Raw genomic sequence first — 24565 nt, 5'->3', positions numbered from 1 at the left:
ACACCCGGAGAGCGCTGCATCGGTGACGCTGAGTGCCATCGCTTCGGTTCGCTCGGGTCGCCCGGCGCTCCGCGAACTCCGACTAGCGTCACTGACGTGACCTGGACGGACCCTGCCACCTGGTATGCCAACCTCGCCGCCTTCCACGCCGCCGCAGCCGCCTTCATCACCGACCCCGTTGGCAGAGTGCTACTCGTCAAGCCCACCTACCGCGACCACTGGGCCTTCCCGGGCGGGTACGTGGACGACGGTGAGTACCCACATGAAGCCTGCGCCCGCGAGATCCGGGAAGAGCTGGGGGTGACGATGGCAGTGGGTGACCTGCTCGTTGTCGACTGGGCACCGTCGGCAGCGCCACGACCGCGCGCACTCGTCAGCTTCACCTTCGACTGCGGGACCATGGCCACTCTCGACGGCTGCAACCTGCACGGGCAGGAGCTGGAAGATGCCGCGTTCTTTTTCGCCGAGGAGGCCGTGCAGCGACTTCCCGGCAACGTCGCCTCGCGGATTCCTATCGCGATCCGTGCCCGTGACCAGCACGCTCCGGTCTATCTCGCTGGCGGATCAGCGGTTGACCTCGGGTGAAGGCGTGCCTTGACGCGGGTGCAATACGTCAGCCCGTGGCCTGAGATGCCCGCCCTCGGGCGCAAATACCTGCACTCATGCGGCCAGCTTGACGCCGATACGGCCGGCGAGCAGGCGCAGGTCGTCGGGGACAGCGCGGCGCCGGGCGCGCTGGGCCAGAGTCACCACGGCGTCGCGGGCGAGCGGGTTGATCGCAAATGGGATGGGCGCTGCCCGCTCGGCCTGCACGAACGCCGCGAGCGCTTCGGCGTCCCGCCGACCCCCGTCCGCGAGCGCGCGTCCCAGGTCGAGCCAGTACGACTGCTGGCGGATGGATGCCGCGAGCACCTGCGGTCGGACCGTCCGGGACAACTCGATGACCCGGCCGGACTCGCCCTGCTCGGCGGCGATGGACATCTCCCAGAGCCCGACGTTGGTTGGACCGAACCCGCAGCCGTTGAAGCCAGCTCCGTCGGCCGGGTCGCCGAGCGTTGCCGCCTCACGGGCCGCCTCGACAAGATGATCGCGAGCCGCGTCCAGACGGCCGCTTACCGTCGACGTCAACGCGGCCGAGAGGTGGAGCTGTCCGAGCATCTGACGCACCCGCTCGTCGGCGGCGTCGGCTTGTAGCTCGGTCAACGAACGGTCGGCCGCGCGTGCTGCAACCGATGCGGATTCGATCGGCAGGCTCTGGGCGTAGGCGAAGCGGGAGGCCGCGATCCATGCCGGATCTTCGGTTTCCTCCGCGACTGTTCCGGCGAGGCGGGCGGCGTCGAGGGCCAGGTGCCGGTAGCCGAGGTTCCGCAGGCAGGTGGCGGCCTGGTAGGCGACCTGGACGAGCACGGTGCCGCCTACTGCGGCGGCTTCGAGCAGAAGCTTGGGAAGCAGGCGGGCCATGGCCGGGTAGTTGCACGAGTTGCGGAGCTGTTCGGCTCGGGCGATCTCGGCGGTCAGACGTTCTGCGGTGTAGGACGACGGGCGGCGCTCGCCGTCCTCGATCTCTATCAGGGCCGACCAGATCGCAGGCACACACTCGGCGGCACTCTCGCGGGCGGGGTCGCCGGACTCGGTGCCCTGACCGAGCAGGTCAGCCACCGTGACCTGGAGCGCGGCGGCAAGAGCAACCAGAGTGGAGCGACGGTCAATGGTCTTGCGACCCGACTCGACCTGCGACACGTACGACTGGGTGACGCCAGCCAGCCCGGCAAGGACGGCTTGGGCCATCCCGCCACGGCGCATCCGCCAGTACCGAATCCTAGCGCCGATGCTTTCCGCCCTATTCACCATGCCGTCGCCCACTCTCAGGTCGAGAAGCCGGGACAGACGCCATGCTTGCTATCCCCGCAAGTTGGAAGGTACACCTCCAGAGCGGCCAGAAGATGACGTCGAGTTTTCGAGATCCGCCGCCCCGCGCAGTCACACCTAACCTTGCGGTGCCGTGTCGATCACCTGAAGAGATAGATGACCGGACGGAAGGCTGAGTTGGGGTACCTGAACAGCTTCCGAAGCTGCTGATGAGTGGATAGTCGACCTCGGCCAACTCGAGCACATGAAAGTACTTGTGTCGCCCAGGCGACTGTCTTATTAAGGTCCGAGACCGTAGCGCGTATCGTGCGCACATGACTTCGATCCAATTTGTATTCAGTCATAGCCCAGGCAAGCTCGAAGAGTTTATAAAGAAGCTTCAATCGGTCGGCTCGCCGAGCAAGATCACGACGGACTACCCCAAATCAATTGGTTTCGGCTCATCGCATGCGCGCAGCTTTCCCAGCATCCTCAAGTATGCCGGCTTGCTTGACTCTTCAGGCCAACCAACCGAGGTCTACAAGAAGGGCCTCCGTGGTGGGCCTGCCGGGCGGACATTGGTCGGCAATGCAATTTCGCAAGCGTATAGACCTTTATTCGACATCTACTCAGACGCCGGCACTCACGCGGACGCAGATCTAGTGACGTTCGTCAAAAGCAACTCAAACTTGGATGACGAGAAGGCGGCGCTAGTCGTCCGGACATTCAAGGTGCTTTGCAGGTTTGCGGATTTTGATCCTGCCCGCGAGACCGAAGAAGACAGCGACGCCATCGGAGAGCCGGGGCAAGAATCGGGCAACACGAACGTCCAGCGTCGTCGGCGGAACGGCGGCAACTCAGCAGGCGCTGTTGTCATAAACGTAAACATTGCGCTATCGGTTGACGCCACAAGCGACAGCGCGGTCTACGACGCCTTCTTCGCGGCAATGGCGAAGCACCTCAAGGGCCTAATGGACGGCGGTGCCTAGAACGCCGCGCGAGGTCGCAGACTGGGCGGCCGACGCGCAGGCCGAGTTGAGCAAGCTTCTGGCAAAGCACGAATCGTCGACGCATCGTGTGATGACTCTGACCGAATCTTACGAGAAGTTGACCGAACTCAATATTAAGCAAGACAAGCTGCTTCGGGAGGCACTTCAGTGTGCCGAACACGGGCTTTACCGCTCTGCACACGTTACGTCGTTCGCTGCGTTGATGGACTTCGTTCATGAATGGATAGCGACAGACGTGACGCGGCTTACCTCCATTCAGACCAACTATCAAAGCTGGAATATCCAACAGGCCGCCGATTTGCGTGGGCAAAAAGACCATACCCTGTTCGAGGTACTGAAAAAGCAGGGGTTGATTACAAATGCAATGATGAAAGCCCTGCAAGGGCTACTAGCCAAGCGCAACGAGTGTGCACACCCCGAAGACTACGAGCCGGGCATAAATGACACCCTCGGGTATCTCGACGAGATCATGAAACGGATCGCCGCCCTCGGGCCACATTAGATAACTGGCGCTTCAGCCTCATAAATGACGCAATCTGCGACTTGCCATCAACGTCACAACGCCACGATCGCCGCTGTCTCCGCAGGTAGCTCGATCCGGTCCCGCATCACCGTGACACCCTCGCCCGTAGCCAGCAGCACCCGCCGAGCCACACCAGGCAGCGACACTCCCTGCCCCCGCCCAGCAAAGTTCGCCACGACCAACGTGTCCCCCCGCCGCATCAGCAAAAACTGGTCGCCATGCTGCACCGACACCGCGTGCATCCGAGGATCAGACAGGTCAGCCACCGACCGCCGCAACGCGATCAACCGCTGGTAGAACGCCAACATCGAAGCATGCTCGGGCTTGTCCAGCTCGGCCCAGTCCAACCGGGACCGGACGAACGTCTCCGGGTCCTGCGGATCGGGCACGTCCCCCTCCGGCCACCCGTGTGACGCGAACTCCCGCCGCCGCCCGGTCCGCACCGCAGAAGCCAACTCCGGCTCAGGATGCGACGTGAAGAACTGCCACGGCGTGGAAGCCGCCCACTCCTCCCCCATGAACAGCATGGGCGTGAACGGCGCCGTCAGCAGCAGCATCGCCCCGACCCGCACGAGCGCGGACGACAGCGAAGCCGAGATCCGATCCCCGGTGGCCCGGTTGCCGATCTGGTCGTGGTTCTGCAAGTAGGCCACCAGCCGATGGCCAGGGACGCGGGAGTCGAGAGGCCGCCCGTGGTGCCGGTTGCGGAAGCTGGACCAGGTGCCCGCGTGGAAGAACCCGCCGGTCAGCACATCCGACAGGGTCTCCAGGGAACCGAAGTCGCCGTAGTAGCCCTGCCGCTCCCCCGTCAGCAGGGTGTGCAGCGCGTGGTGGGCGTCGTCGTTCCACTGGGCGTGCAGCCCGAACCCGCCCGCCTCGCGGGGCGTAATGAGCCGGGGGTCGTTCAGGTCGGACTCCGCGATCAGCGACAGGGGTCGGCCCAGGTGCGTCGACAACGACTCGACCTCGACGGCCAGCTCTTCGAGCAACGGGATCGCCCGGGTGTCCGGGAGCGCGTGCACGGCGTCGAGGCGCAGGCCGTCGACGTGGTAGTCGCGCAGCCACATGAGCACGCTGTCGATGATGTAGCGGCGTACCTCGTCCGAGTGTGGGCCGTCCAGGTTGATCGAGCGGCCCCAACTGTTGCTCTGCTCGGCCAGGTAGGGGCCGAACCTCGGCGCGTAGGCCCCGGAGGGCCCGAAATGGTTGTAGACGACGTCGAGGATCACCCCCAAACCGCGAGAGTGGGCGGCGTCGACGAACCGTTTCAGGCCGTCCGGGCCGCCGTAGGGCTCGTGCGGGGCGTACCAGCAGACACCGTCGTACCCCCAGTTGTGTTCGCCGTTGAAGGCGTTCACCGGGAGCAGTTCGACCATGTCGACGCCGAGGTCGACCAGGTGGTCGAGGCGGTCGATGGCCGCGTCGAAGGTGCCCTCGGGGGTGAAGGTGCCGATGTGCAGCTCGTAGAGGACGCTGCCGGGCAGCTGGCGACCTGTCCAGGAGGAATCACTCCACTGGAACGCAAGATGGTCGTAGCGGCGGCTCGGCCCGTGCACACCCGCAGGCTGCCACGGCGAGCGGGGGTCGGGCAGCGCGGTCTCGTCGTCGTTCAGCAGAAAGGAGTAGTCGAGGCCGGCGTCCGGCACCTCGACGGTCCACCAGCCGTCGGCGGCGGCGCGCATGTCGTGGTCGGTGTCGCCGGCCAGGCGTAGGCGCACCCGGCTGGCGTCCGGCGCCCAGACGGAGAATGTGGTCATGACGAGGCCTCCTCGGCAGCGGTGGGAGGAGCCAGCAGAGCAACGGGGTAGTCCGCGAGGAGATTGTCCAACGGGACCTCCCCGCCACTGTAGACCCGGCCGGTGAACAGGTCCTTCACCTCGTGAACAGGAAGCGACAGGGCTGTGTCACACCAGCCACCGGCCCGTGCCAGGCCGAGCGGCAGGCGGGTCGCCACGGCGATCACGCCACCCCGGTCGAACGCCACCACGTGCCGGCCGACCGGGCCGTGCGCCGGCACCGGCCGGTAGGTGGTGAACAGCTCCGGGTGCGCCCGCCGCAGGCGCAGCGTCCGCGACACGACGAGCAGCTTCGCCGCTCCGTCGGTGTCGACCGGGGGACGCCAGCCACCGTCGAGCCGTGCCAGCATCTCCCGGCGTACGTCGAAGTCGACCGGCCGCCGATTGTCCGGGTCGACCAGGGAGTTGTCCCACAGCTCGGTGCCCTGGTAGGTGTCCGGGACGCCGGGCATGGTGAGTTGGATCAGCTTCTGCCCGAGGGAGTTGCACCAGCCGGCCGGGGCGATCGCGGCGGCGAGTTCGGTCAGCTCGTCGTGCAGCGCCGGGTCGTCGTACATGCGGTCGATGACCGCGTGCATGGCCTGCTCGAAGCCCGCGTCGGGGTCCGCCCAACTGGTCGAGGCCGCGGCCTCCCGGGCGGCCTTCTCGGCGTACGCGTGCAGCCGCTCCCGCTCGATCGGCCACGCGCCGACAGCCGTCTGCCAGAGCAGGTGGGCGAACGCCGGGTCGGGCAGCGGCGCGTACTCCATCCAGGTCTTGACCTGCTCCGCCCAGCGGCCCGGCAGCTCGCTGAGTACGGCGAGGCGGGCGCGCACGTCCTCGCCGCGCTTGGTGTCGTGGGTGGAGAGGGTGGTCATGCTGGCGGGCCAGCGGACCTGCTGCGCGGCGGCGTAGCGGTGGAACTCCGCCGGCGGCACCCCGAAGTGGGCGGGGCTGCCGCCGACCTCGTTAAGCGCCACGAAGCGGGTCCACCGGTAGAAGGCGGTGTCCTCGACGCCCTTGGCCATCACCGCGCCGGTGAGCTGTGGGAAGCGCATGCCCAGCTCGTCGTCGGGGTCGCGCAGCCGGCGGGTGATCCCGTCCAGCGCGCCGGTCAGGTCGGGGCGGCGACGGCCCGCCTCGGAGCGGGCGGCGGCGAGGTGCCGGGCGCCCTGCGGCGGGTAGCCCCGGTAGACCGGGAACACCGCGGCCAGCTCGGCGAGCGCCGCGCGGGCCTGCTCGGTCGGCACCTCGGGCGCGAGCGCGGCCAGCCGGGTCAGCTCGGCACCCAGCAGCGTCGTGGCGGCGGCCAGCTTGGTCGAGTGGGTCAGGTCCTCCCACGAGGTGCGCTGCCCGGTCAGCCGGGTGTCCAGCACGGTGAAATCGCCCTCGGCGTCGGTGTCGACGAAGAGCCCGTTCACGGCGGCGAGAGCGTCGTACCCGGTGGTGCCGTCCACCGGCCAGTCCGGCAGCTCCTCGCCGTACTCCAGGATCTTCTCCACCACGAGCCAGGCGTCCGGCGCGGCCCCGCGCAGCCGCGCGAGGTAGCCGGCCGGGTCGCGCAGGCCGTCCGGGTGGTCGACGCGGATGCCGTCGACCTCGCCGTCGGCGACCCAGCGCAGGATCAGCTCGTGCACGGCCGCGAACACCGCCGGGTCCTCCACCCGCAGGCCCGCGAGGCCCGCGATGGCGAAGAACCGGCGGTACGTCAGCTCGGCGTCCCCGCGTCGCCAGGAGACCAGCTCGTAGCGCTGCCGGTCGTGCACCTCGCGGGCGCTGCCGTCGCCGGTGCCGTCGGCGATCGGGAAGCGGTGCTCGTGATAGCGCAGCTCGCCGTCGACGACCTTGAGGTCGTCCAGGGCGGCCGCGTCGTCGGCCAGGACCGGCAGCAGCAGCCGGCCCCGGTCCCAGTCGATGTCGAACCAGTCGGCGTACGACGAGTCGCGCCCCCGACGCAGCACGTCCCACCAGGCCGGGTTGGCCGGCAGCACGGCGACCCCGGCGTGGTTCGGCACGATGTCGACGACCAGGCCGAGCTGCCGCTCGCGCAGGGCGCGCACCAGCCGCTGCCGGGCGGCCTCCCCGCCCAACTCCGGGTTGACGCTCCGGTGGTCGACGACGTCGTAGCCGTGCTGCGAGCCGGGCGTGGCGGCCAGCAGCGGGGCGGTGTAGAGGTGACTGACGCCGAGGTCGTCCAGGTAGTCGACGATCGCGGCGGTGGCGTCCAGGTCGAAACCGGGGCGGACCTGGACGCGGTAGGTGGCCTTGGGAGGGGTGGCCGGCATGTCAGATCATCCTCTCCAACACGACGAGGGACCGGTCCGGCACCCGGATGGTGCCGCCCGCGCTGATCACCGTGGCGTCGCCCGGCTCCGGTTCGGCGGTGCTGATGACCCGTTCCCACTTCTGCCCGTACTCGCTGCCGGGCATCGTGAAGTCCAGCGGCGCGTCGTGGGCGTTGAAGCACAACAGGAACGAGGCGTCGTGGTGCCGCTGGCCGTACTGGCCGCGCTCGCGGATGCCCTCGCCGTTGACGAACAGCGCCACCGAGCGGCCGAAGTCGTTGCCCCAGTCGTCGCCGGTCATCTCCCGCCCGTCCGGGGTGTGCCAGGCCAGGTCCGGCAGCGGCTCGTCGGTGCCACGCCCGCCCACCGGCAGGCCGGTGAAGAACCGGCGGCGGCGGAACACCTGGTGGCGTTTGCGGAAGTCGGTGAGCGTCCGGACGAAGTCCAGCAACTGCTCGTCGGCGTTGTCCCAGTCGACCCAGGCCAGCTCGCTGTCCTGGCAGTACACGTTGTTGTTGCCGTGCTGGGTGCGGCCCAACTCGTCGCCGTGCCCGATCATCGGCACACCCTGCGACAGCAGGATCGTGGCCAGGAAGTTGCGTCGCTGCTTGGCCCGCAGCGCGAGCACCGCCTCGTCGTCGGTGTCGCCCTCCACGCCGCAGTTCCACGACCGGTTGTGGCTCTCGCCGTCCCGGTTCTCCTCGCCGTTGGCCTCGTTGTGCTTGTCGTTGTACGACACCAGGTCGGTGAGGGTGAACCCGTCGTGCACGGTCACGAAGTTGATGCTGTGGAACGGGCGGCGGCCGTCGTCCTGGTAGAGGTCGGCCGAGCCGGAGATCCGCGACGCGAACTCGGCCAGGGTCGCCGGCTCACCGCGCCAGAAGTCCCGCACGGTGTCCCGGTACTTGCCGTTCCACTCCGTCCACAGCGGCGGGAAGTTGCCCACCTGGTAGCCGCCCGGGCCGACGTCCCACGGCTCGGCGATCAACTTCACCTGGCTGACCACCGGGTCCTGCTGCACCACCTCGAAGAACGTGGACAACCGGTCCACCTCGTAGAACTCGCGGGCCAGGGTGGCCGCCAGGTCGAAGCGGAACCCGTCGACGTGCATCTCGGTCACCCAGTACCGCAACGAATCCATGATCAGTTGCAGGGAGTGCGGGCTGCGCACGTTCAGGCTGTTGCCGGTGCCCGTGTAGTCGACGAAGTAGCGGCGGTCCTCCTCGCTGAGCCGGTAGTAGCTCGGCGCGTCCACGCCCTTGAAGCTCAACGTCGGCCCGAGGTGGTTGCCCTCGGCGGTGTGGTTGTAGACCACGTCGAGGATGACCTCGATGCCCGCCGCGTGCAGCGCCTTGACCATGCCCCGGAACTCCTGCACCTGCTGTCCCAGACGGCCGAGCGCCGAGTAGCCGTGGTGCGGGGCGAAGAAGCCGATCGTGTTGTAACCCCAGTAGTTGCGCAGACCCAGGTCGTGCAGCCGGTGGTCGTGCACGAACTGGTGCACCGGCATCAGCTCGATCGCCGTCACCCCGAGCCGGGTCAGATACTCGATCATCGGCGGGGAGGCGATCCCCGCGTACGTGCCGCGCAGCTCCTCCGGGATGTCCGGGTGCCGCATCGTCAGCCCGCGCACGTGCGCCTCGTAGATCACCGAGTGGTGGTACGGGGTGCGCGGCGGCTTGTCGTTGCCCCAGTCGAAGTACGGGTTCACCACCACCGACTTGGGCATGAACGGCGCCGAGTCGGTCTCGTTCATCGTCTCCGGGTCGCCCAGCTCGTAGTCGTACACCGCCGGGTCCCACGTGACGTCACCGTCGATGGCCTTGGCGTACGGGTCGAGCAGCAGCTTGTGCGGGTTGCAGCGCAGCCCGTTCGCCGGGTCGTACGGCCCGTACACCCGGTAGCCGTAGCGCTGCCCCGGCTCGATGCCCGGCAGGTACGCGTGCCAGACGTACGCGTCGACCTCCCGCAACTCCACGCGACGCTCCGCGCCGGTGTCCCACTCGTCGAACAGGCACAGCTCGATCCGCTCGGCCACCTCGGAGAAGATGGCGAAGTTGGTGCCCATCCCGTCGTAGGTGGCGCCCAGGGGATACCGCTCGCCCGGCCAGACCTGCATGTCGCTCCCTCAAGCCATGGTGATGTGCGCGCCGGCTCAGCGGCCCGCGCGCAAGCGGGTAGTGCCCCCGCCCCGGGCGCGCCAATCCATCCTTTCAGGCGGTGACCGGAATCCACCTGTCTGATGCGCGCTACACCCTCAGGTGTCTTCCGTCACCATGGCCGATTTCGAGATGCGAACCGGCGTCCGATGGCCTTTGCTTGTCGGGGGACACGCACCCGCGTGCGCCCGTCGGCCCTCGGCCACCCTTTTTCCACCCTCTCCGCCGCCACTGACGCCGGCGCGCCCCTCCATGCCTGGACGGAGACAGATGTGACGACCCTGCGGGTCGATGAGCAGCTCGCTGCCACCAAGGACCGGACCCACCGACCCACCGTGACCTCCCGGCCCCAGCCTTCGACCTCGCCCGGTCCGTCCGCGCAGCCCGGCTCCGCCGTGCCGGCGCAGCGCGGGCCCGGTGTACCGCCGCAGACCCGTCGCATCCTCATGCTGTCGTGGGAGTACCCGCCGGTGCTCGTCGGCGGCCTCGGCCGCCACGTCCACGCCCTGTCCGTGGCCCTGGCCGCCGCCGGGCACGAGGTCACCGTCGTCACCCGCCACACCGAGGGCGCGCCCCTGGAGGAGTACGCCGACGGCGTGCGCATCTTGCGCGCCCCCGAAGACCCGGTGACGTTCCCCCTGGCCACCGGCTCGCTGCTGGCGTGGACCATGGCGTTCAACCACACCCTCACCCGCACGGCGCTGCGCGCCACCCAGGCCGGCGCCTACGACGTCATCCACGCCCACGACTGGCTCGTCGCGCACACCGCGATGACGTTGCGCGACCACCTGGACATCCCGCTGGTCAGCACGATCCACGCCACCGAGGCCGGGCGGCACCAGGGCTGGCTGCCGGAGGAGATGAACCGCACCATCCACGGCGTCGAGCAGTGGCTCAGCAGCGAGTCCAACCGGGTGATCGTCTGCTCCGGCTACATGCGCGACGAGGTCAACGCCCTGTTCGGCGTACCGGCCAGCCGGGTCGACGTGGTCGCCAACGGCGTCGAGTCGTACCGCTGGAAGGTGCCGGCACGCGACGTGGCGGCGGCCCGCGCCCGGTTTGCCGGCGACGGCCCGCTGGTCACCTTCGCCGGCCGCCTCGTGTACGAGAAGGGCGTCCAGCACCTGGTCGCCGCCCTCCCCCGGCTGCGCGAGCGGCACCCCGGGCTGCGCGCCGTGATCGCCGGCGACGGCCCGTACCGCGCCGAGCTGGAGGCCGAGGTGCACCGCCGTGGCCTCGGCGGCATGGTCAGCATGCCCGGCTTCCTCGGCGGCACCGACCTGCCGGCGCTGATGGCCGCGTCCGACTGCTTCGCCGTGCCGAGCATCTACGAGCCGTTCGGCATGGTCGCCCTCGAAGGGGCCGCCGCCGGTGCGCCCCTGGCCGTCGCCGCCACCGGTGGTCTCGCCGAGATCGTCGAGTCGGGAGCGACCGGCATGACGTTCCGCCCGCACGACCCGGACAGCCTCGCCGATGCCGTCGACGCGCTGCTGTCCGACCGCGAACGGGCGCGCGCCATGGCCCGCCGAGCCCGTCGGATGGTCACCGAGCAGTATGGCTGGACGGCCATCGCCCAGCGCACCGCCGCCAGCTACGGCGCCGCCATCGCCAACGACGCCGCGTTCACGACCGAGCGCGCCGAACAGCGCATGTCGCAGGGCCGGGCGCTTCCGGCGCTGCCCGACGGCAACCTGCTGGCCGCCGCCGGCCTCCGCTGAGACCCCGATCGGGTGATCGACCCGGGTTTCATGAAGTCGGGGTGTCCGACGTCCTGGGACACCCCGACTTCCGGCAAGGCGAGTCGATCGCCGGGCGGCGGTCGGGCGTCGCCGCTCGGCGGCGGGCAGCCGGGGCTGCCAGACTGTGCGGATGTCTCATCCTGTCGACTCCCTGGATTCGGCCTTCCCGGTCGCCGCTTCGATCGCGCTGGACCTGATCCGGCACCCCGAGGTCGCCGCGCGGTGGTCGCGCCCGAGCGCCCTGCCGCACCTGTCCGTGGGTGGTCTGGCGTGCCACCTCGGACGGCAGGCGATCCGTGCGGCGGAATTGCTGCCGACCCCCGCCGAGCTGCCCACGCTCGACTCGGCCGACGACCACTACGAACGGGCCTCCTGGGTCACTGAGGGCACGCCGGACCAGGACGCGGTCGCCGAGGGCCCGGACGAGGCTGACGCGGTCCGTGGACCGGACGACCTGCACGCCCGCTCCACCGAGGCCCTCGCGCAGGTCGGTGACCTGCTGACCCGGGGCGCCGCCGTCGACGTGGTGCCGATCCCGTGGCAGGGCTGGTCCCTGCGCCGCGCCGACTTCCTGCTCACCCGCCAGTTGGAGATCGTCGTGCACTCGGACGACCTGGCGGTCAGCGTCGGCGTGCCCACGCCGGTCTTCCCGCCGGAGGTCTTCGACCCCGTACGCGACCTGCTGGTCCGGCTGGCCGTCCGCCGGCACGGTCAGTCCGCGCTGATCGGCGCGCTCAGCCGCAGCGAACGAGCCCGCGACATCGCCGCCTTCTGAGCCCGGCCGCACACCTCCGGTCTCGCCCCCAGGTCTCTGGTGCGTCCCCTGTCGAGCTGCCCCAGAAATGGGGCGGCTGCCCTGCCCCGCTGCGGGCGGCTGCCCTGCCCCGCTGCGGGCGGCTGCCTGCCCCGCTGCGGGCGGCTGCCTGCCGCGAGCCCGAAGCCCCGGGTGACTGTGACCGGCAGGTCCACGGACCTGGACGCCGCCTTGATCGACACGTGGCGCGACCGACCGTCGAGGTCGCTCAACAAGGGGCGGTGCGGCCGGGTCCGGGCAGCGGTGCGCCGTCCGCCGGGCCGACGCCCGCGAACCGGCCCGCCGGCACGACCGGGATCGGGGGGGGTGAACCCACCACTCCGCGCCCCATATCCGGGGCAGCTCGACAGGAGGCGAACAACAGACCCGGGGTACCGCCGGGACGACCGCGGGCAACCGCGCAGAAGCGTCACGGACCACCGCATGGCAGGACCCTGGGAACGACGCAGGCCGCCGACCCCTAATCGGGTCGACGGCCTGCGGTCGTGCCAGGAGCGGAGGTCAGCGCTCGTTGAACGGGACGTAGTCCCGCTCGGCGGCGCCGACGTAGACCTGCCGCGGACGGCCGATCTTGGTCTCCGGGTCGCTGATCATCTCGCGCCACTGGGCGATCCAGCCGGGAAGCCGGCCGAGCGCGAAGAGCACCGTGAACATCTTGGTGGGGAAGCCCATGGCCTTGTAGATCAGGCCGGTGTAGAAGTCCACGTTCGGGTAGAGCCGCCGGGAGACGAAGAAGTCGTCGGCGAGGGCGATCTCCTCCAGCTCCATGGCGATGTCCAGCAGCGGGTCCGGCTTGGCCATCCGGCCCAGCACGTCCTGCGCGGCCTTCTTGACGATCGCCGCCCGCGGGTCGTAGTTCTTGTAGACCCGGTGGCCGAAGCCCATCAGCTTGACGCCGTCCTGCTTGTCCTTGACCTTGCGGACGAAGGACCGGACGTCGCCGTCACCGGCGTGGATCTGCTGGAGCATCTCCAGCACCGCCTGGTTCGCGCCGCCGTGCAGCGGGCCGAACAGCGCGTTCACGCCCGCCGACACCGAGGCGAACAGGTTGGCGTTGCTGGAGCCGACCAGCCGGACGGTCGACGTGGAGCAGTTCTGCTCGTGGTCGGCGTGCAGGACGAAGAGCATGTCCAGCACCTTCGACATCACCGGGTCGACCTCGTACGGCTCCGCCGGCACGCCGAACGTCATGCGCAGCAGGTTGTCCACGTACCCGAGGGAGTTGTCCGGGTACAGCAGCGGCTGCCCGATGGACTTCTTGTACGCGTACGAGGCGATGGTGGGGACCTTCGCCATGAGCCGGACCGTGGAGATCTCCACGTGCTCGGAGTCGAACGGATCCAGGCTGTCCTGGTAGAAGGTCGACAGCGCGCTCACGGCGGACGACAGCACCGCCATCGGGTGGGCGTCCCGGGGGAAGCCGTCGAAGAACCGACGCATCTCCTCGTGCAGCAGCGAGTGCCGCCGGATCCACTCGGTGAACTCGGTCAGCTGCTGCTCGGTGGGCAGCTCACCGTAGATGAGCAGGTACGAGACCTCCAGGAAGGAGGACTTCTCGGCCAGCTGCTCGATCGGGTACCCCCGGTAACGCAGGATCCCCGCGTCGCCGTCGATGTAGGTGATCGCGGATGAGGCAGCCGCGGTGTTGACGAAACCGGGGTCGTACGTCGTCATCCCGGTTTCCTTCAACAGCTTGCTCACCCCGATGCCAGCGGGGCCCTCGACCGCGGAATGCACCGGCATCGACAGCTGCCCGCCGGGGTGGTCGAGCTTGACTTCCGTCATGTGGTTCCTCGCTTCGCCGGCAGATCTACGTTGAATTGCCTTCGCTTCTACCGTAATTGCGGCTCGGGGGACACTGCCCGCCGTGGTTCGGCGGTGAGGTATGCGTCACCCGATTCCCGACCAGCAGGCCGGGAAACCCGCAATCCCGGCAGGCGGGAAGCCCACGAAAGCCGCAAACGACCTGTCCGCGGCAGTCCGCCGGACAGCCGGTTTTCAGGACAGCGCCAGGCGGCGCAGCGTACCCGTGGCCGTGACCTGGTAGACGTCGAGCTGGTTGGTGCCGGCGTGGAACAGCCGGTCGTCGGTGAGCAGCGCGGCGAACCGACGCCCGCCCGGGTCGGTCGGCACCACCGGGACGACCGCGCCGATCCTGCCGTTGACGGCGACGGCCAGCAGCGTGCCGTCCGGGATGGCGTCCGGCACGTCACCCCAGACGAGCGCCGGGAGGGTGCCGGTGTCCGGATCGGTGGCCCGGAACGCGGCCAGGTCGGCGACGCGGGCGCTGCCGCCGCTGGGGCCGGCGCGTACCTCGGTGCCGACCAGCCGGTGCGGTGTCGGCAGCGGCGGTGGGGTGGGCACCCCGCCGGGGAAGGTGACCGCCTCCCCGGGGGTGTCGTAGAAGTGTTTCGTGGCGTCGGCGCGCGGGCTCTGGCGGGCGGAGCGGCCGTCGACCCGCCAGGGCAGGCGGATGCCGGCCTCGTCGGCGACGGTGGGCAGCAGGTCGACGTGTTCCCAGTTGCGATCGTCCACCCGGCCGGTCTGCTGCCGTGGTTCCTTGACGAACATCGGCACCCAGGCGACCTCGCCGGCGGCGGCCCTGATGGCGTCCATCCCCCGGCCCTGCGCGCCCGGCCGGAAGCTCACCCCGTGGTCGGCGGTGACGACGACGAGGGCCTGGTCGTAGAGGCCGCTGGCACGCAGCGTGCGCAGCGTCTCGCCGATCAGCCGGTCGGTGTAGCCGAGTTGGGCGAGGTGGCGCTGACGGGCCAGGTCGATCCAGCCGGCGCCGTCGTTGGGCAGATCCTCGGGTGCGTCGTAGCGCGCGCCGGACGGCAGGTACGCCCACGGGGAGTGCGGCATCAGCAGGTGCAGGAAGTGCAGGGTGGGCCGGGGCCGCGGCTTCAGGCCGGCGAGGAAGCTGGTGAACCGGGCGGGCTGATTGTCGTCGAGGCTGTCCCAGCGGAACTTGGGGTCGGCCGGTACCGGCTCGGCGGCGTCCAGGCCGGCCTCGGCCCGCGTCCGCTCCCGGTACGAGTCCTCCGGGTCGACCGCGCTCTCCGTCGGCCCGGCGATCCGGCCGAGCAGCTTGCCGGTCTCCTTCACCAGCACGCCGAGGCCCTGTTCGGGGGCGACCGGCTGTTCGCAGCGGCTGGGCGGGCAGAGCCGGGTGATGCTCTCCTCGGCCTGGATGTCGTACAGGCCGCCGAAGGCGGTGAAGAGGTTGTCCGGGTACTGCGAGTAGTGCGGCGCGACCGACCGCGCCGGGTAGCGACCGGTGAGCATCGCCGGCAGCGCGTTGGGCGTCCAGCCGCTGACCCCGGTGGCGTTGCGGTACCAGGTCGACGCCCCGGCCAGTTCGGCGAAGTGCGGGAACCGGGCCGCGTCGATCCGGCCGTCGCCGCCGAGCAGGCTGACCAGCGGCAGCTCGTCGAGGATCAGCATGACCACCGGCGGGTGCACGGCCCCGCCCTGCGCGGTGCCGACCGCGCCGCCGTCGCCCCGCGGCAGCACGACCGCCGAGGTGGGCGACACGAACAGGAACAGCGCCACGAACGCCAGCGGCCCGGCGGCGGCCAGTCGCAGCGCACGGCCCGGGGCCCGCCACCGCCGGTGCGCCGCCGCGCCGGCCACACCGGCCAGACCGGCAAGAGCCAGCAGGGGTACGCCCCGAAGCGTCGTCACGTGCCGGCCCACCTGCACGGCGAGGGCGGCGACCAGCAGGCCGACGAGCAGCGTATGGGTGAGCGCGCGGGCGGTCCGGCCGGCCAGTCGACTGAGCGCGCCCAGCGCCGCCACGGGCAGGGTGGGTACGAGCGCCACCAGCGCGACCAGCAGCAGGATCTGGCCGGTGTCGGCGCGGTGGAACAGGAAGAAGTCGGGACTGCGGCCGAGCACGTCCAGCAGCGGCTGGGTGACGACCAGCCCGACCAGCGCGACGATCTCCAGCACCCGGCCCAGCTCCCCGCGCCACCCCCGCTCCCACCGCCCGCGTTCGGGTGGGGTCTCGACGGGCGGGTCAGCCACCCATCACCGTCCGGTAGAGCGTGCGGGTGCCCGAGGGCAGTTCCAGCCGGTCGGTGATCCGGCCCCGGGCGGCGAGGAGCCGTTCGAAGGTGTCCCGCCGGTAGTCGGGGAAGAGGCCGTCGGGTTTGTTGGCCAGCAGCCGGGCGGCCATCGGGTCGTCCGGGTGGACGAACTCCACCACCACGGCCCCGCCGGGCGCGGTCAGCCCGGCCAGCCAGTCGACGACCTCCGGCAGCGGCACGTTGCGGCCGATCGCCAGGTGGTGCGCGAGGGCCAGGGCGAGCACCACGTCCGCCGACGCCCGCTGGGCGAAGCCGGCGCGCTCGACGCCGCGCCAGCCGCCGCCCGGGGACGGGTCGGCCAGGTCGACCACCAGCGGCAGGATCCGTTGCTGCCCCTCGGAGCGCAGCGCCCGGTACAGCTCGTCGACCACCGCCGGGTCCTGCTCGACGGCGACCACGTAGTCGGCGTGCCCGGCGGCCAGTCGGGAGTACCGGCCGTCGTTGGCACCGAGGTCGAGGACCAGGCGGGGACGGCCGGCGGCGGCCACGGCGGCGACCACGAACTGCTCCTTGGCGACCCGGTCGCGGGCCGAGTAGCCGCAGGTGCGCTGGTAGTCCGACCAGTGGCTGCCGGAGGGGCGGTGTTCCAGGCGGCGGACCAGCTTCTCGATGCCGCGTACGGTGGCCGCCTGCAACTGGCGCGTATAGCCGGCGGCCCGGAGCTGGGCCTTGACGTCGGTGGTGCTGGCGGCGGCGTTGCGTTGCTGCATCGCGCCGTGCAGGTGCAGGTGGGTCAGGACGCCGGGGCGCAGCCGACGGGTTCCGCCGAAGAGGGGACGCAACTGCTCGGCCTCGATGCCGTCGACCTGGGCGCGTAGCCAGGGTTGGAAGTCCACGCCCAGGTGCGCGGTGAGCAGCAGCGGGTAGAGCAGGGTCTGGCAGAACTGGCGGTAGCCGGCCCACGGTTCGCCGTCGCGGACCGGCGTGAAGGAGCCGATGTCGATGAAGACGGGTTTCGCGCCGCGCCACTGGAGGTTGTAGGCGGAGCCGTCCTTGGTGGTGAACCCCTCGGCGAGGGCGGTACGCAGGATCTCCAGGTGCAGCAGCGCGGCGTCGCGCAGCATGGCGAAGGACCACTCGTACGGGTGCGAGACGAACGGGATGCGTTCGTGGCGCAGCACCGCCGCCCATTCGGTGCCCGCGGGCGCCAGCGTGGCCGGGGCGTCCTCGGTGGCGCAGACCTTGCCCGCCGAGACGAGCGTGGGAAAGAACGGGCTGGCCGCGAGGGTGCGCCAGTGCGCGGCGGCCTGGGCGTCGAGCCCGCGCAGCACCTCGTCGCCGACGTGGAAGACCCGGTTGGCGGGGTCGCGGAAGGAGGCGGGCTCGGGGCGTACCCCGGTGGGTGTGCTCGTCATGGTCGCCGCGACCGTTACCGCTGGTCGGTGGGCTGCCGGCGGAACCGGTCGACCAGCCGCCGCCAGTAGAGCTTGGCGGCGACCGCGACGCCGGCCACCCCGCCGACGACGGCCTGCACGATCAGGCTGCCCGATCCCGCGTCCAGGTAGGCCAGATGGATCACCGACCGCTCCTTCCCCTCGCCCGTCTCGACACCGGCGTCCCGGGGCGACAGCAATGAGGCTTTTGACCCAGTAAGCCGGACTTGTCCATCACCGTACGCTGCTCGTCCGCGCCACCGCGCCCACATCCGAGGACTCCCAGCCCGGCCACAGGAAGCGGCTTGCGTCGGTAGGCTGCGAAGCGTGCGCTGGATGGTCGTGGACGCGCCACTGGACTCCTCCGGCGCACGGCGCGGCGAGGAACGGGCACCGGCCGCCCTGCGTCGGGCCGGCCTGCTGGACGCCCTGGCCGCCGACGACGACGGGCAGATCGACGAGGCCCGGTTACGGGACCCGAACCGGGAGCCGACGAGCGGGGTGATCGACGCCGCCGGCCTGGTCCGGGCCGGCGCCGCGATCAGCGCACGGATCGGCGGGCTGATCGCGGACGGTCACCGACCGCTGGTGCTCGGCGGCGACTGCGCGATCCTGCCCGGCATCTGCCGCGCGCTGCCCCGCACGACCGAGCTGTGGTTCGTCGACGCGCATCCCGACTTCCTCGACGGCGCGACGTCGCCGACCGGCGAGGCCGCCGACATGGACCTGTCGGTGGTCACCGGGCACGGCCCGGCCGCCGCGATCGGCGTCGACGACGCGCTGCTCGACCCCGCCCGGGTGCACCTGCTCGGCCACCGACCGCCCACCGACGAGGACAGTCGCCTCGAGGCGGCCCGGATCGACCCGGCGATCCACCAGGTGCCCGCCGTCGACCTGCTGCGCCTCGGCGCCGGTGCGGTCGGCGCGGGCCTGGCCGCCGACGGCGACGGGCCGGCCTGGCTGCACCTCGACCTGGACGTGGTGGACCCGCGCGACCTGCCGGCGGTGACTTACCCGGAGCCGGACGGGCCACGGTGGGCGGACCTCGTCGCACTGGTCACGCCGCTGGCCCGCGCCGACCGGCTGCTCGGGATGAGCGTGACCGACCTGAACCCCGACGAGGACCCCGACGGGCGGCACACCCGGCGCGTGGTCGAGGTCCTCGCACAGATGCTGACCGGCTGACCGGCCTAGCTGCGGCGGTGGTGCATGCCCAGGCGCAGCAGCACGAAGCGCAGCACGGTGGCGACCAGGTTCGCGACCACCAGCACGGCCAGTTCCACCGACCGGGCGGGTACGGCGACAACCGCGTGCAGCGCCGCCAGCGCGCCACTGGTCAACGCCAGGCCGAGGCCGAACGCCAGCAGCCCCTGCGCGTGGTGCCGACCGGCATTGCGGCTACCGGTGATCCCGAACGTCAGCCGTCGGTTCGCGGCCGTGTTCGCCACCGCCGTCAGAAACAGCGCCAGCAGGTTCGCCGGCTGCGCGCCGAGCGCGCCCCGGGTGGCCACGAACAGCAGCAGGTACGCCAGCGTGCTGGCCACCCCGACGGCGGCGAACCGGACCAGCTGCCTGGGCAGCCCGACCGGCACCTGCGCCGGTGGCGCGGCCAGCGGTGCCCGACCGAGCTGGGCACGTAGCTCGGCCACGGGCAGCGCGCCGGTCACCAGGGACCGCCCGAGTCGACCCATCCCCCGCAGGTCGGCCAGGGCGGTGGCGACGATGTCGACCCGACTGTCCGGGTCGTCGACCCAGTCCACCGGCACCTCGTGGATGCGCAGCCCGGCCCGTTGCGCCAGCACCAGCAGCTCGGTGTCGAAGAACCACCCGGTGTCCCGCACGAGCGGCAGCAGCTCTTCGGCCACGTCCGCGCGGATCGCCTTGAACCCGCATTGCGCGTCGGAGAACCGCGCGAACAGCGCGCCGCGCAGCAGCAGGTTGTAGGCCCGGGAGATGACCTCCCGTTTGGCGCCGCGCACCACCCGGGACGTACGCGCCAGCCGGGTGCCGATCGCCAGGTCGGAGTGGCCGGAGATGAGCGGCGCGACCAGCGGCAGCAGCGCCGCCAGATCGGTGGACAGGTCCACGTCCATGTACGCCAGCACCGGCGCGGACGAGGCCGACCACGCGACGGACAGCGCGCGCCCCCGGCCCTTGGCGTCCAGGTGCAGGACCTCGACGCCCGGCAGCTCGGCGCGGAGGCCCTCGGCGACCGTCAGGGTGCCGTCCACGCTGGCGTTGTCGGCCACGGTGATCTGGAACGGGTACGGGAAGTGCTCGGTGAGGTGGGCGTGCAGCCGGCGTACGCACGGCCCGAGGTCGGTCTCCTCGTTGTAGACGGGGATCACCACGTCCAGCACCGCCCCGGTGGTGGTGGACCGGGTCCGGACGGCGGGACGCGGGCCGCTGATCGCGGTCACGACGCGTCCGCGCCGGTGCTCAGGTCGTAGACGGTGACCCCGTCCACGGTCTGCGCCGTAAAGGTCTCCTCGACCCAGGTGGAGATCTCCTGCGAGGCCGAGCTGCCTCCGTTGGCACGGAAGCCACCACCGCCCATGAAGTAGTGGATCTTGTGGTCGGCGACGTAGCGCTGGAACTGGGCGAGGGTCGGTGACGGGTCGCTGCCGTTGAACCCGCCGATCGGCATCACCGGGTCGCCGGTGGCCAACTGATAACCGGAGGCGTTGTTGGAACCGATGGTGGCCGCCACCCAGGTGTAGTCGTCGCTGTCCCGCTCGAGCAACTCGCGCATCGCGGCGCTGGGCTCGCGGGCGTCGAGGAGACCTCCCATGCCGCCGCCGGCCTCCCGGCCACCACCGGGGAAGCCGGGAAGTTGACCGCCGCCGCGGAAGCTGCCGGGGAAGCCCGGCGCCTGCCCGCCACCCGGGAAGCCCGGGGACCGTCCGCCGTTCTGGTTGCCGTTGCGGCCGTCTCCGCCGGGCGGCTGAGCGCCGTTGCGGCCGTCGCCGGGGAACTGCCCGCGGCCGGGGAACGCCATGCCGCCCGGCGGTCGTCCGCCGGGGAAGCCACCGCGGCCGAATCCGCCCGCCACCGCGGGGCCGGCGCTCGGGATCGAGCCGGTGTGCGGGGTCGCGGCGGTCTGTGCCGCGTACGCCGCCGGTCCCGCGAGGGCCGCCGCCGCGCCGACGCCCAGCGCCACGGCCCCCAGCCACCGGGGCAGTCGAACGGTCAACAGGAGAAGGGCCGCGCCGAGCAGGCCGGCGACCAGCACGACGGCACGCAGCCACGGGTACCAGTCGGGGCTGCGCCCGAGCAGCACCCACGCCCACCAGACGGTGACCGCGAGGGTGGCGGCGAGGGTCGCCGTGGCGGCCAGCGGACGCCACCGCTGCCACCGGGACACCAGCACCGGTTCCTCGTCCGCGTCGGCGGCCGGGGTGGGCCGCGGTCGGCGCTGCCGCCAGAGCAGGGTGACGCCGATGCCGACCAGCGCGCCGACGGCCGGCGCGAGCGCCACGGTGTAGTAGGCGTGGAAGATCCCGGACATGAAGCTGAAGATCAGTCCGGTAACCAGCAGCCAGCCACCCCACAGCAGCAGACCGGCCCGGGTGCGGTCGGTACGCGCGGCCCGACCGGCCACCAGCAGGCCCGCGACCAGCAGGATCAACGCGGCCGGCAGCAGCCAGGAGATCTGACCGCCGACCTCGCCGTCGAACATCCGCAGCAGGCCCGTCCGCCCCGAGAACGGTCCACCCCCACCGCCCATCCGTCCGGCGCCGCCGCCGACGCTGCCCACCTCGTCGCCGGTGATCCGGCCGAGACCGTTGTAGCCGAGGGTCAGCTCCAGGATGCTGTTGCCCTGCGACCCGCCGACGTACGGACGCGCGCTGGCCGGGACGAGTTCGACGACGGCCACCCACCAGCCGGCGGACACCACCACCGCGAGGCCGGCGAGCAGGAGTTGCCGCACCCGCCGCCACAGCCCGGTCGGGGCGGCCAGCAGGTAGACGCCGGCGAAGACCGGCACCAGCAGGAAAGCCTGGAGCATCTTGGTCAGGAAGCCGAACCCGACCAGCGCGCCGGCCAGCACGATCCACCGGGTACTGGCCGTCTCCAACGCGCGCACGGTGGCGTACGCGCCGCCGAGCAGCAGGAGCACGAGCAGGGCGTCGGGGTTGTTGAAACGGAACATGAGCGTCGCCACCGGGGTGACGGCGAGGACCGCTCCGGCGATCAGGCCGGCAACCGGCCCGTACCAGCGCTTCACGCTCGCGTAGAGCACGCCGACGGAGGCGACCCCGCACAGCGCCTGCGGGACGAGCATCGCCCAGCTGTTCAACCCGAAGATCCGCACCGACAGGGCCATCAGCCAGAGCGAGGCGGGCGTCTTGTCCACCGTGATCGAGTTGGCCGCGTCGGACGAGCCGTAGAAGAACGCCTTGCCGCTCACCGAGCCGGCCTGCGCGGCGGCCGCGTAGAACGAGTTGGCCCAGCCGGAGGCACCCAGGCCCCAGAGGTAGAGCAGGCCGGTGCCCAGGAGCAGGGCCAGCAGAGCGGGCCGGGTCCAGGTCGCCGCACGGCCCGCCGGAGGCGGGTGTTCCTCGGGGCGCGTGCTCGGGTGGGGCGGCCCGACCGGGTCGCCGGGCGTCGTCGACAGGGTGTCTGTTCGGTCCATGCCGCCAGCCTTGGCGGCCGAACTGGCGGGACCCCGTGCGCCGCCTATGCGTCAGCTGTGGGATCCGGCAGGCGGACGGCGAACACCGTCCGGCCCGGACGGCTGTCGACGCCGACCGTGCCGTGGTGCGCGTCGACGACGGCCGCCACGATCGCCAGGCCGAGCCCGGTGCTGCCGTGCGCCCGGGACCGGGAACTGTCACCCCGGGCGAACCGCTCGAACATCTCCGGTCGCAGCTGGGCCGGTACCCCCGGCCCGTCGTCGGCGACGGTGAGGACGGCGGCGTCCGCCTCGACGGCGAGGGTGGTGGTGACCGTCGTGCCGGGCGGGGTGTGCACGCGGGCGTTGGCCAGCAGGTTCGCCACCACCTGGTGCAGGCGGGCGGCGTCGCCGGGCACGCGGATGACGACCTCGGGCAGGTCGAGCCGCCAGTGGTGCTCGGGGCCGGCGACGTGCGCGTCGCTGACCGCGTCGACCACGAGGGCGGACAGGTCGACCGGGTCCGCCGCGAGCGGCCGGCCGGCGTCGAGCCGGGCCAGCAGCAGCAGGTCGTCGACGAGGCTGGTCATCCGGGCGCTCTCGGACTCGACGCGGCGCAGGGCGTGCGCCACGTCGGCGGGGACCTCGTCGCGGCCCCGCCGGGCCACCTCGGCGTACCCACGGATCGCCGCGAGCGGGGTGCGCAGCTCGTGGCTGGCGTCGGCGACGAACTGGCGTACCCGGGTCTCGCTGGCCTGCCGCGCGGCCAACGCGTCGGCGACGTGGCCCAGCATCCGGTTCAACGCCGCGCCGACCTGGCCGACCTCGGTACGCGGATCGGTGTCGGCGGCCGGCACCCGGACGGCGAGCGCCACCTCGCCCCGGTCCAGCGGCAGCTCGGTGACCCGGGCGGCGGTCGCGGCCACCCGGTTCAGCGGTCGCAGCGTGGCCCGCACGATCAGCGCGCCCGCGCCACCGGCCAGGAGCAGTCCGAGGCCGACGACCCCGGCCTGCGCGGCGACCAGCGCCCAGACGGTGTCCCGCACACCGCTGAGCGGAATGCCCACGGCGACCACGACCCCGTTGGGCAGTTGCCGGGCCACCGCCCGGACGTCCCCCTCGTCGAGGGTGATGGTGCGGGGCCGGCCGTCGGTGGGCAGCGCGACCAGCCGTGCGGCGTCGGCGGCGGGAACGTCGGCGAGGCTGCCGCTCGCGGTGCTCCGCGTCGCCGTGGTGACGCCGTCGGCCCGGCGTACGGCGAGCGAGCCCGGCGGGAAGCCGCGCGGAGGCTCCGGCGGGGACGGTGCGGCAACGCCCGGCCGCACAGCGGGCCGCCCGGGGTCGCCACCGGGGCGGAACCACGGCGGCAGGTCGCGCGGCCGGTCCCCCATCGTCAACTGGGTGTCGACCTGGGCGACCAGCACGTGCCGCAGGGCCAGCGTGGTGAGCCCGCCGATGGCGACGCTGACCAGGGCGAGCAGCGCGACCAGGGCGAGCACCAGCCGGGTCCGCAGCGACCGGCCAGCCCACCAGCGCCGCAGCCGGACGAGTGCCCTAGTCAGCGGGTTTGAGGACATAGCCCGCGCCGCGCAGCGTGTGGATCATCGGCGGTCGCCCCGCGTCGATCTTCTTGCGCAGGTACGAGATGTACAGCTCCACCACGTTGGCCTGGCCGCCGAAGTCGTAGTTCCACACCCGGTCGAGGATCTGCGCCTTGCTGAGCACCCGGCGCGGGTTGCGCATCAGGTAGCGCAGCAGCTCGAACTCGGTCGCGGTCAGCGTGACGAGCTGGCCGGCGCGGCGGACCTCGTGACTGTCCTCGTCGAGGCTGAGGTCGCCGACGGTCAGCAGCGCCTCCTCGTGGGCGGCGACCGCGAAGCCCGAGCGGCGCAGCAGCGCGCGGAGCCGGGCGATCACCTCCTCCAGGCTGAACGGCTTGGTCACGTAGTCGTCGCCGCCCACGGTCAGCCCGGCGATGCGCTCCTCGACGGCGTCCCGGGCGGTCAGAAAGAGCACCGGCACGGTCGGGGCGTGCTCGCGCAGCCGACGCAGCACCTGGAAGCCGTCGAGGTCGGGCAGCATGACGTCGAGGACGACGGCGTCCGGCTGGAACTGCCGGGCGGCGCTCAACGCCGCCATGCCGTTGCCGGCGCTGCGCACCTGCCAACCCTCGTAGCGCAGCGCCATCGAGAGCAGATCGGTCAGCGTCGCCTCGTCGTCCACCACCAGCACGCGGACCGGTTCACCGTCCGGGCGGCGCAACTCGATCCGGCCCGGCACGGTCTGCCCCTGGATGACCATGCCCCCCATCGTGGACACCTCCGCTGTGTCGC

18 protein-coding genes are annotated in these 24565 nt (G+C 71.4%); 6 read left to right on the top strand and 12 right to left on the bottom strand.

Going from position 1 to position 24565, the window contains the following annotated elements:
• The first annotated feature begins 96 nt into the window (after positions 1-96).
• Complete coding sequence (locus tag ACQP03_RS15285) at positions 97-585, top strand: NUDIX hydrolase (RefSeq protein ID WP_357395571.1); 489 nt, start codon at positions 97-99, stop codon at positions 583-585.
• Between the two features lie 75 nt (positions 586-660).
• On the opposite strand, the gene ACQP03_RS15280 is transcribed toward ACQP03_RS15285, so the two are convergent.
• Positions 661-1851 (bottom strand): helix-turn-helix domain-containing protein, encoded by a 1191-nt coding sequence (locus tag ACQP03_RS15280; protein ID WP_357395641.1) that lies wholly within the window; start codon positions 1849-1851, stop codon positions 661-663.
• Positions 1852-2183: 332 nt separating this feature from the next.
• Here ACQP03_RS15280 and ACQP03_RS15275 point away from each other — a divergent pair, with 332 nt between their 5' ends.
• Positions 2184-2837, top strand: a complete 654-nt coding sequence (locus ACQP03_RS15275) for a DUF5343 domain-containing protein (RefSeq protein WP_357395574.1) — start codon at positions 2184-2186, stop codon at positions 2835-2837.
• Positions 2830-3360, top strand: a complete 531-nt coding sequence (locus ACQP03_RS15270; RefSeq protein WP_357395577.1) for a hypothetical protein — start codon at positions 2830-2832, stop codon at positions 3358-3360. Before ACQP03_RS15275 ends, ACQP03_RS15270 begins: the two co-directional genes overlap by 8 nt.
• A 53-nt stretch (positions 3361-3413) precedes the next feature.
• Here ACQP03_RS15270 and treZ read toward each other — a convergent pair whose 3' ends face one another.
• Genes treZ through glgX form a run of 3 tightly spaced genes read right to left on the bottom strand, consistent with a single transcriptional unit; the run spans position 3414 to position 9560 of the window.
• Positions 3414-5138, bottom strand: a complete 1725-nt coding sequence (gene treZ / locus ACQP03_RS15265) for a malto-oligosyltrehalose trehalohydrolase (protein WP_433461033.1) — start codon at positions 5136-5138, stop codon at positions 3414-3416.
• The gene (gene treY / locus ACQP03_RS15260) at positions 5135-7441 is read right to left on the bottom strand and encodes a malto-oligosyltrehalose synthase (protein WP_433461031.1); all 2307 of its coding nucleotides are present in this window, start codon (positions 7439-7441) and stop codon (positions 5135-5137) included. Before treY ends, treZ begins: the two co-directional genes overlap by 4 nt.
• Before the next feature lies 1 nt (position 7442).
• Positions 7443-9560: a glycogen debranching protein GlgX gene (gene glgX, locus ACQP03_RS15255; protein WP_433461029.1), complete on the bottom strand. Its 2118-nt coding sequence runs from the start codon at positions 9558-9560 to the stop codon at positions 7443-7445.
• A gap of 312 nt (positions 9561-9872) precedes the next feature.
• Between glgX and ACQP03_RS15250 the strand changes: the two genes are divergently transcribed.
• Both ACQP03_RS15250 and ACQP03_RS15245 read left to right on the top strand, forming a co-directional pair.
• Positions 9873-11318: a glycosyltransferase family 4 protein gene (locus ACQP03_RS15250; RefSeq protein ID WP_433461028.1), complete on the top strand. Its 1446-nt coding sequence runs from the start codon at positions 9873-9875 to the stop codon at positions 11316-11318.
• Positions 11319-11469: 151 nt separating this feature from the next.
• The gene (locus ACQP03_RS15245) at positions 11470-12114 is read left to right on the top strand and encodes a maleylpyruvate isomerase N-terminal domain-containing protein (protein ID WP_433120837.1); all 645 of its coding nucleotides are present in this window, start codon (positions 11470-11472) and stop codon (positions 12112-12114) included.
• Positions 12115-12654: 540 nt separating this feature from the next.
• On the opposite strand, the gene ACQP03_RS15240 is transcribed toward ACQP03_RS15245, so the two are convergent.
• The 4 genes from ACQP03_RS15240 to ACQP03_RS15225 all read right to left on the bottom strand — a co-directional run bounded on the left by ACQP03_RS15240 (position 12655) and on the right by ACQP03_RS15225 (position 17763).
• Positions 12655-13938 (bottom strand): citrate synthase, encoded by a 1284-nt coding sequence (locus tag ACQP03_RS15240; RefSeq protein ID WP_357121840.1) that lies wholly within the window; start codon positions 13936-13938, stop codon positions 12655-12657.
• A 213-nt stretch (positions 13939-14151) separates the two neighbouring features.
• A complete protein-coding gene (locus ACQP03_RS15235) occupies positions 14152-16182 on the bottom strand; it encodes a sulfatase-like hydrolase/transferase (protein WP_433461027.1) in 2031 nt (676 codons plus the stop codon).
• Entirely contained in the window at positions 16175-17599 is a 1425-nt protein-coding gene (locus ACQP03_RS15230) for a methyltransferase (RefSeq protein WP_433461026.1), read from the bottom strand. Before ACQP03_RS15230 ends, ACQP03_RS15235 begins: the two co-directional genes overlap by 8 nt.
• A gap of 14 nt (positions 17600-17613) precedes the next feature.
• Complete coding sequence (locus tag ACQP03_RS15225) at positions 17614-17763, bottom strand: hypothetical protein (protein ID WP_167517342.1); 150 nt, start codon at positions 17761-17763, stop codon at positions 17614-17616.
• Positions 17764-17953: 190 nt separating this feature from the next.
• On the opposite strand from ACQP03_RS15225, the gene ACQP03_RS15220 reads away from it, so the two are divergent.
• A complete protein-coding gene (locus ACQP03_RS15220; protein WP_433461168.1) occupies positions 17954-18802 on the top strand; it encodes an arginase family protein in 849 nt (282 codons plus the stop codon).
• A 5-nt stretch (positions 18803-18807) separates the two neighbouring features.
• On the opposite strand, the gene ACQP03_RS15215 is transcribed toward ACQP03_RS15220, so the two are convergent.
• Genes ACQP03_RS15215 through ACQP03_RS15200 form a run of 4 tightly spaced genes read right to left on the bottom strand, consistent with a single transcriptional unit; the run spans position 18808 to position 24533 of the window.
• On the bottom strand, positions 18808-20028 hold the full coding sequence (locus tag ACQP03_RS15215; protein ID WP_433461167.1) for a glycosyltransferase: 1221 nt from the start codon (positions 20026-20028) through the stop codon (positions 18808-18810).
• Between the two features lie 5 nt (positions 20029-20033).
• Positions 20034-22253, bottom strand: coding sequence for an ArnT family glycosyltransferase (locus tag ACQP03_RS15210; protein WP_433461025.1), 2220 nt, complete (start codon positions 22251-22253; stop codon positions 20034-20036).
• Positions 22254-22297: 44 nt separating this feature from the next.
• Complete coding sequence (locus tag ACQP03_RS15205) at positions 22298-23809, bottom strand: sensor histidine kinase (RefSeq protein ID WP_357172241.1); 1512 nt, start codon at positions 23807-23809, stop codon at positions 22298-22300.
• On the bottom strand, positions 23787-24533 hold the full coding sequence (locus ACQP03_RS15200; RefSeq protein WP_357172268.1) for a response regulator transcription factor: 747 nt from the start codon (positions 24531-24533) through the stop codon (positions 23787-23789). Before ACQP03_RS15200 ends, ACQP03_RS15205 begins: the two co-directional genes overlap by 23 nt.
• Between the last annotated feature and the right edge of the window lie 32 nt (positions 24534-24565).

Origin of the sequence: Micromonospora sp. CA-248212 (genome assembly GCF_050948405.1) — a bacterium.
In the GTDB taxonomy this organism is placed as follows: domain Bacteria; phylum Actinomycetota; class Actinomycetes; order Mycobacteriales; family Micromonosporaceae; genus Micromonospora.
Note: the sequence above shows the minus strand (reverse complement) of the source record. Positions and strands in the feature narration are given on the sequence as shown.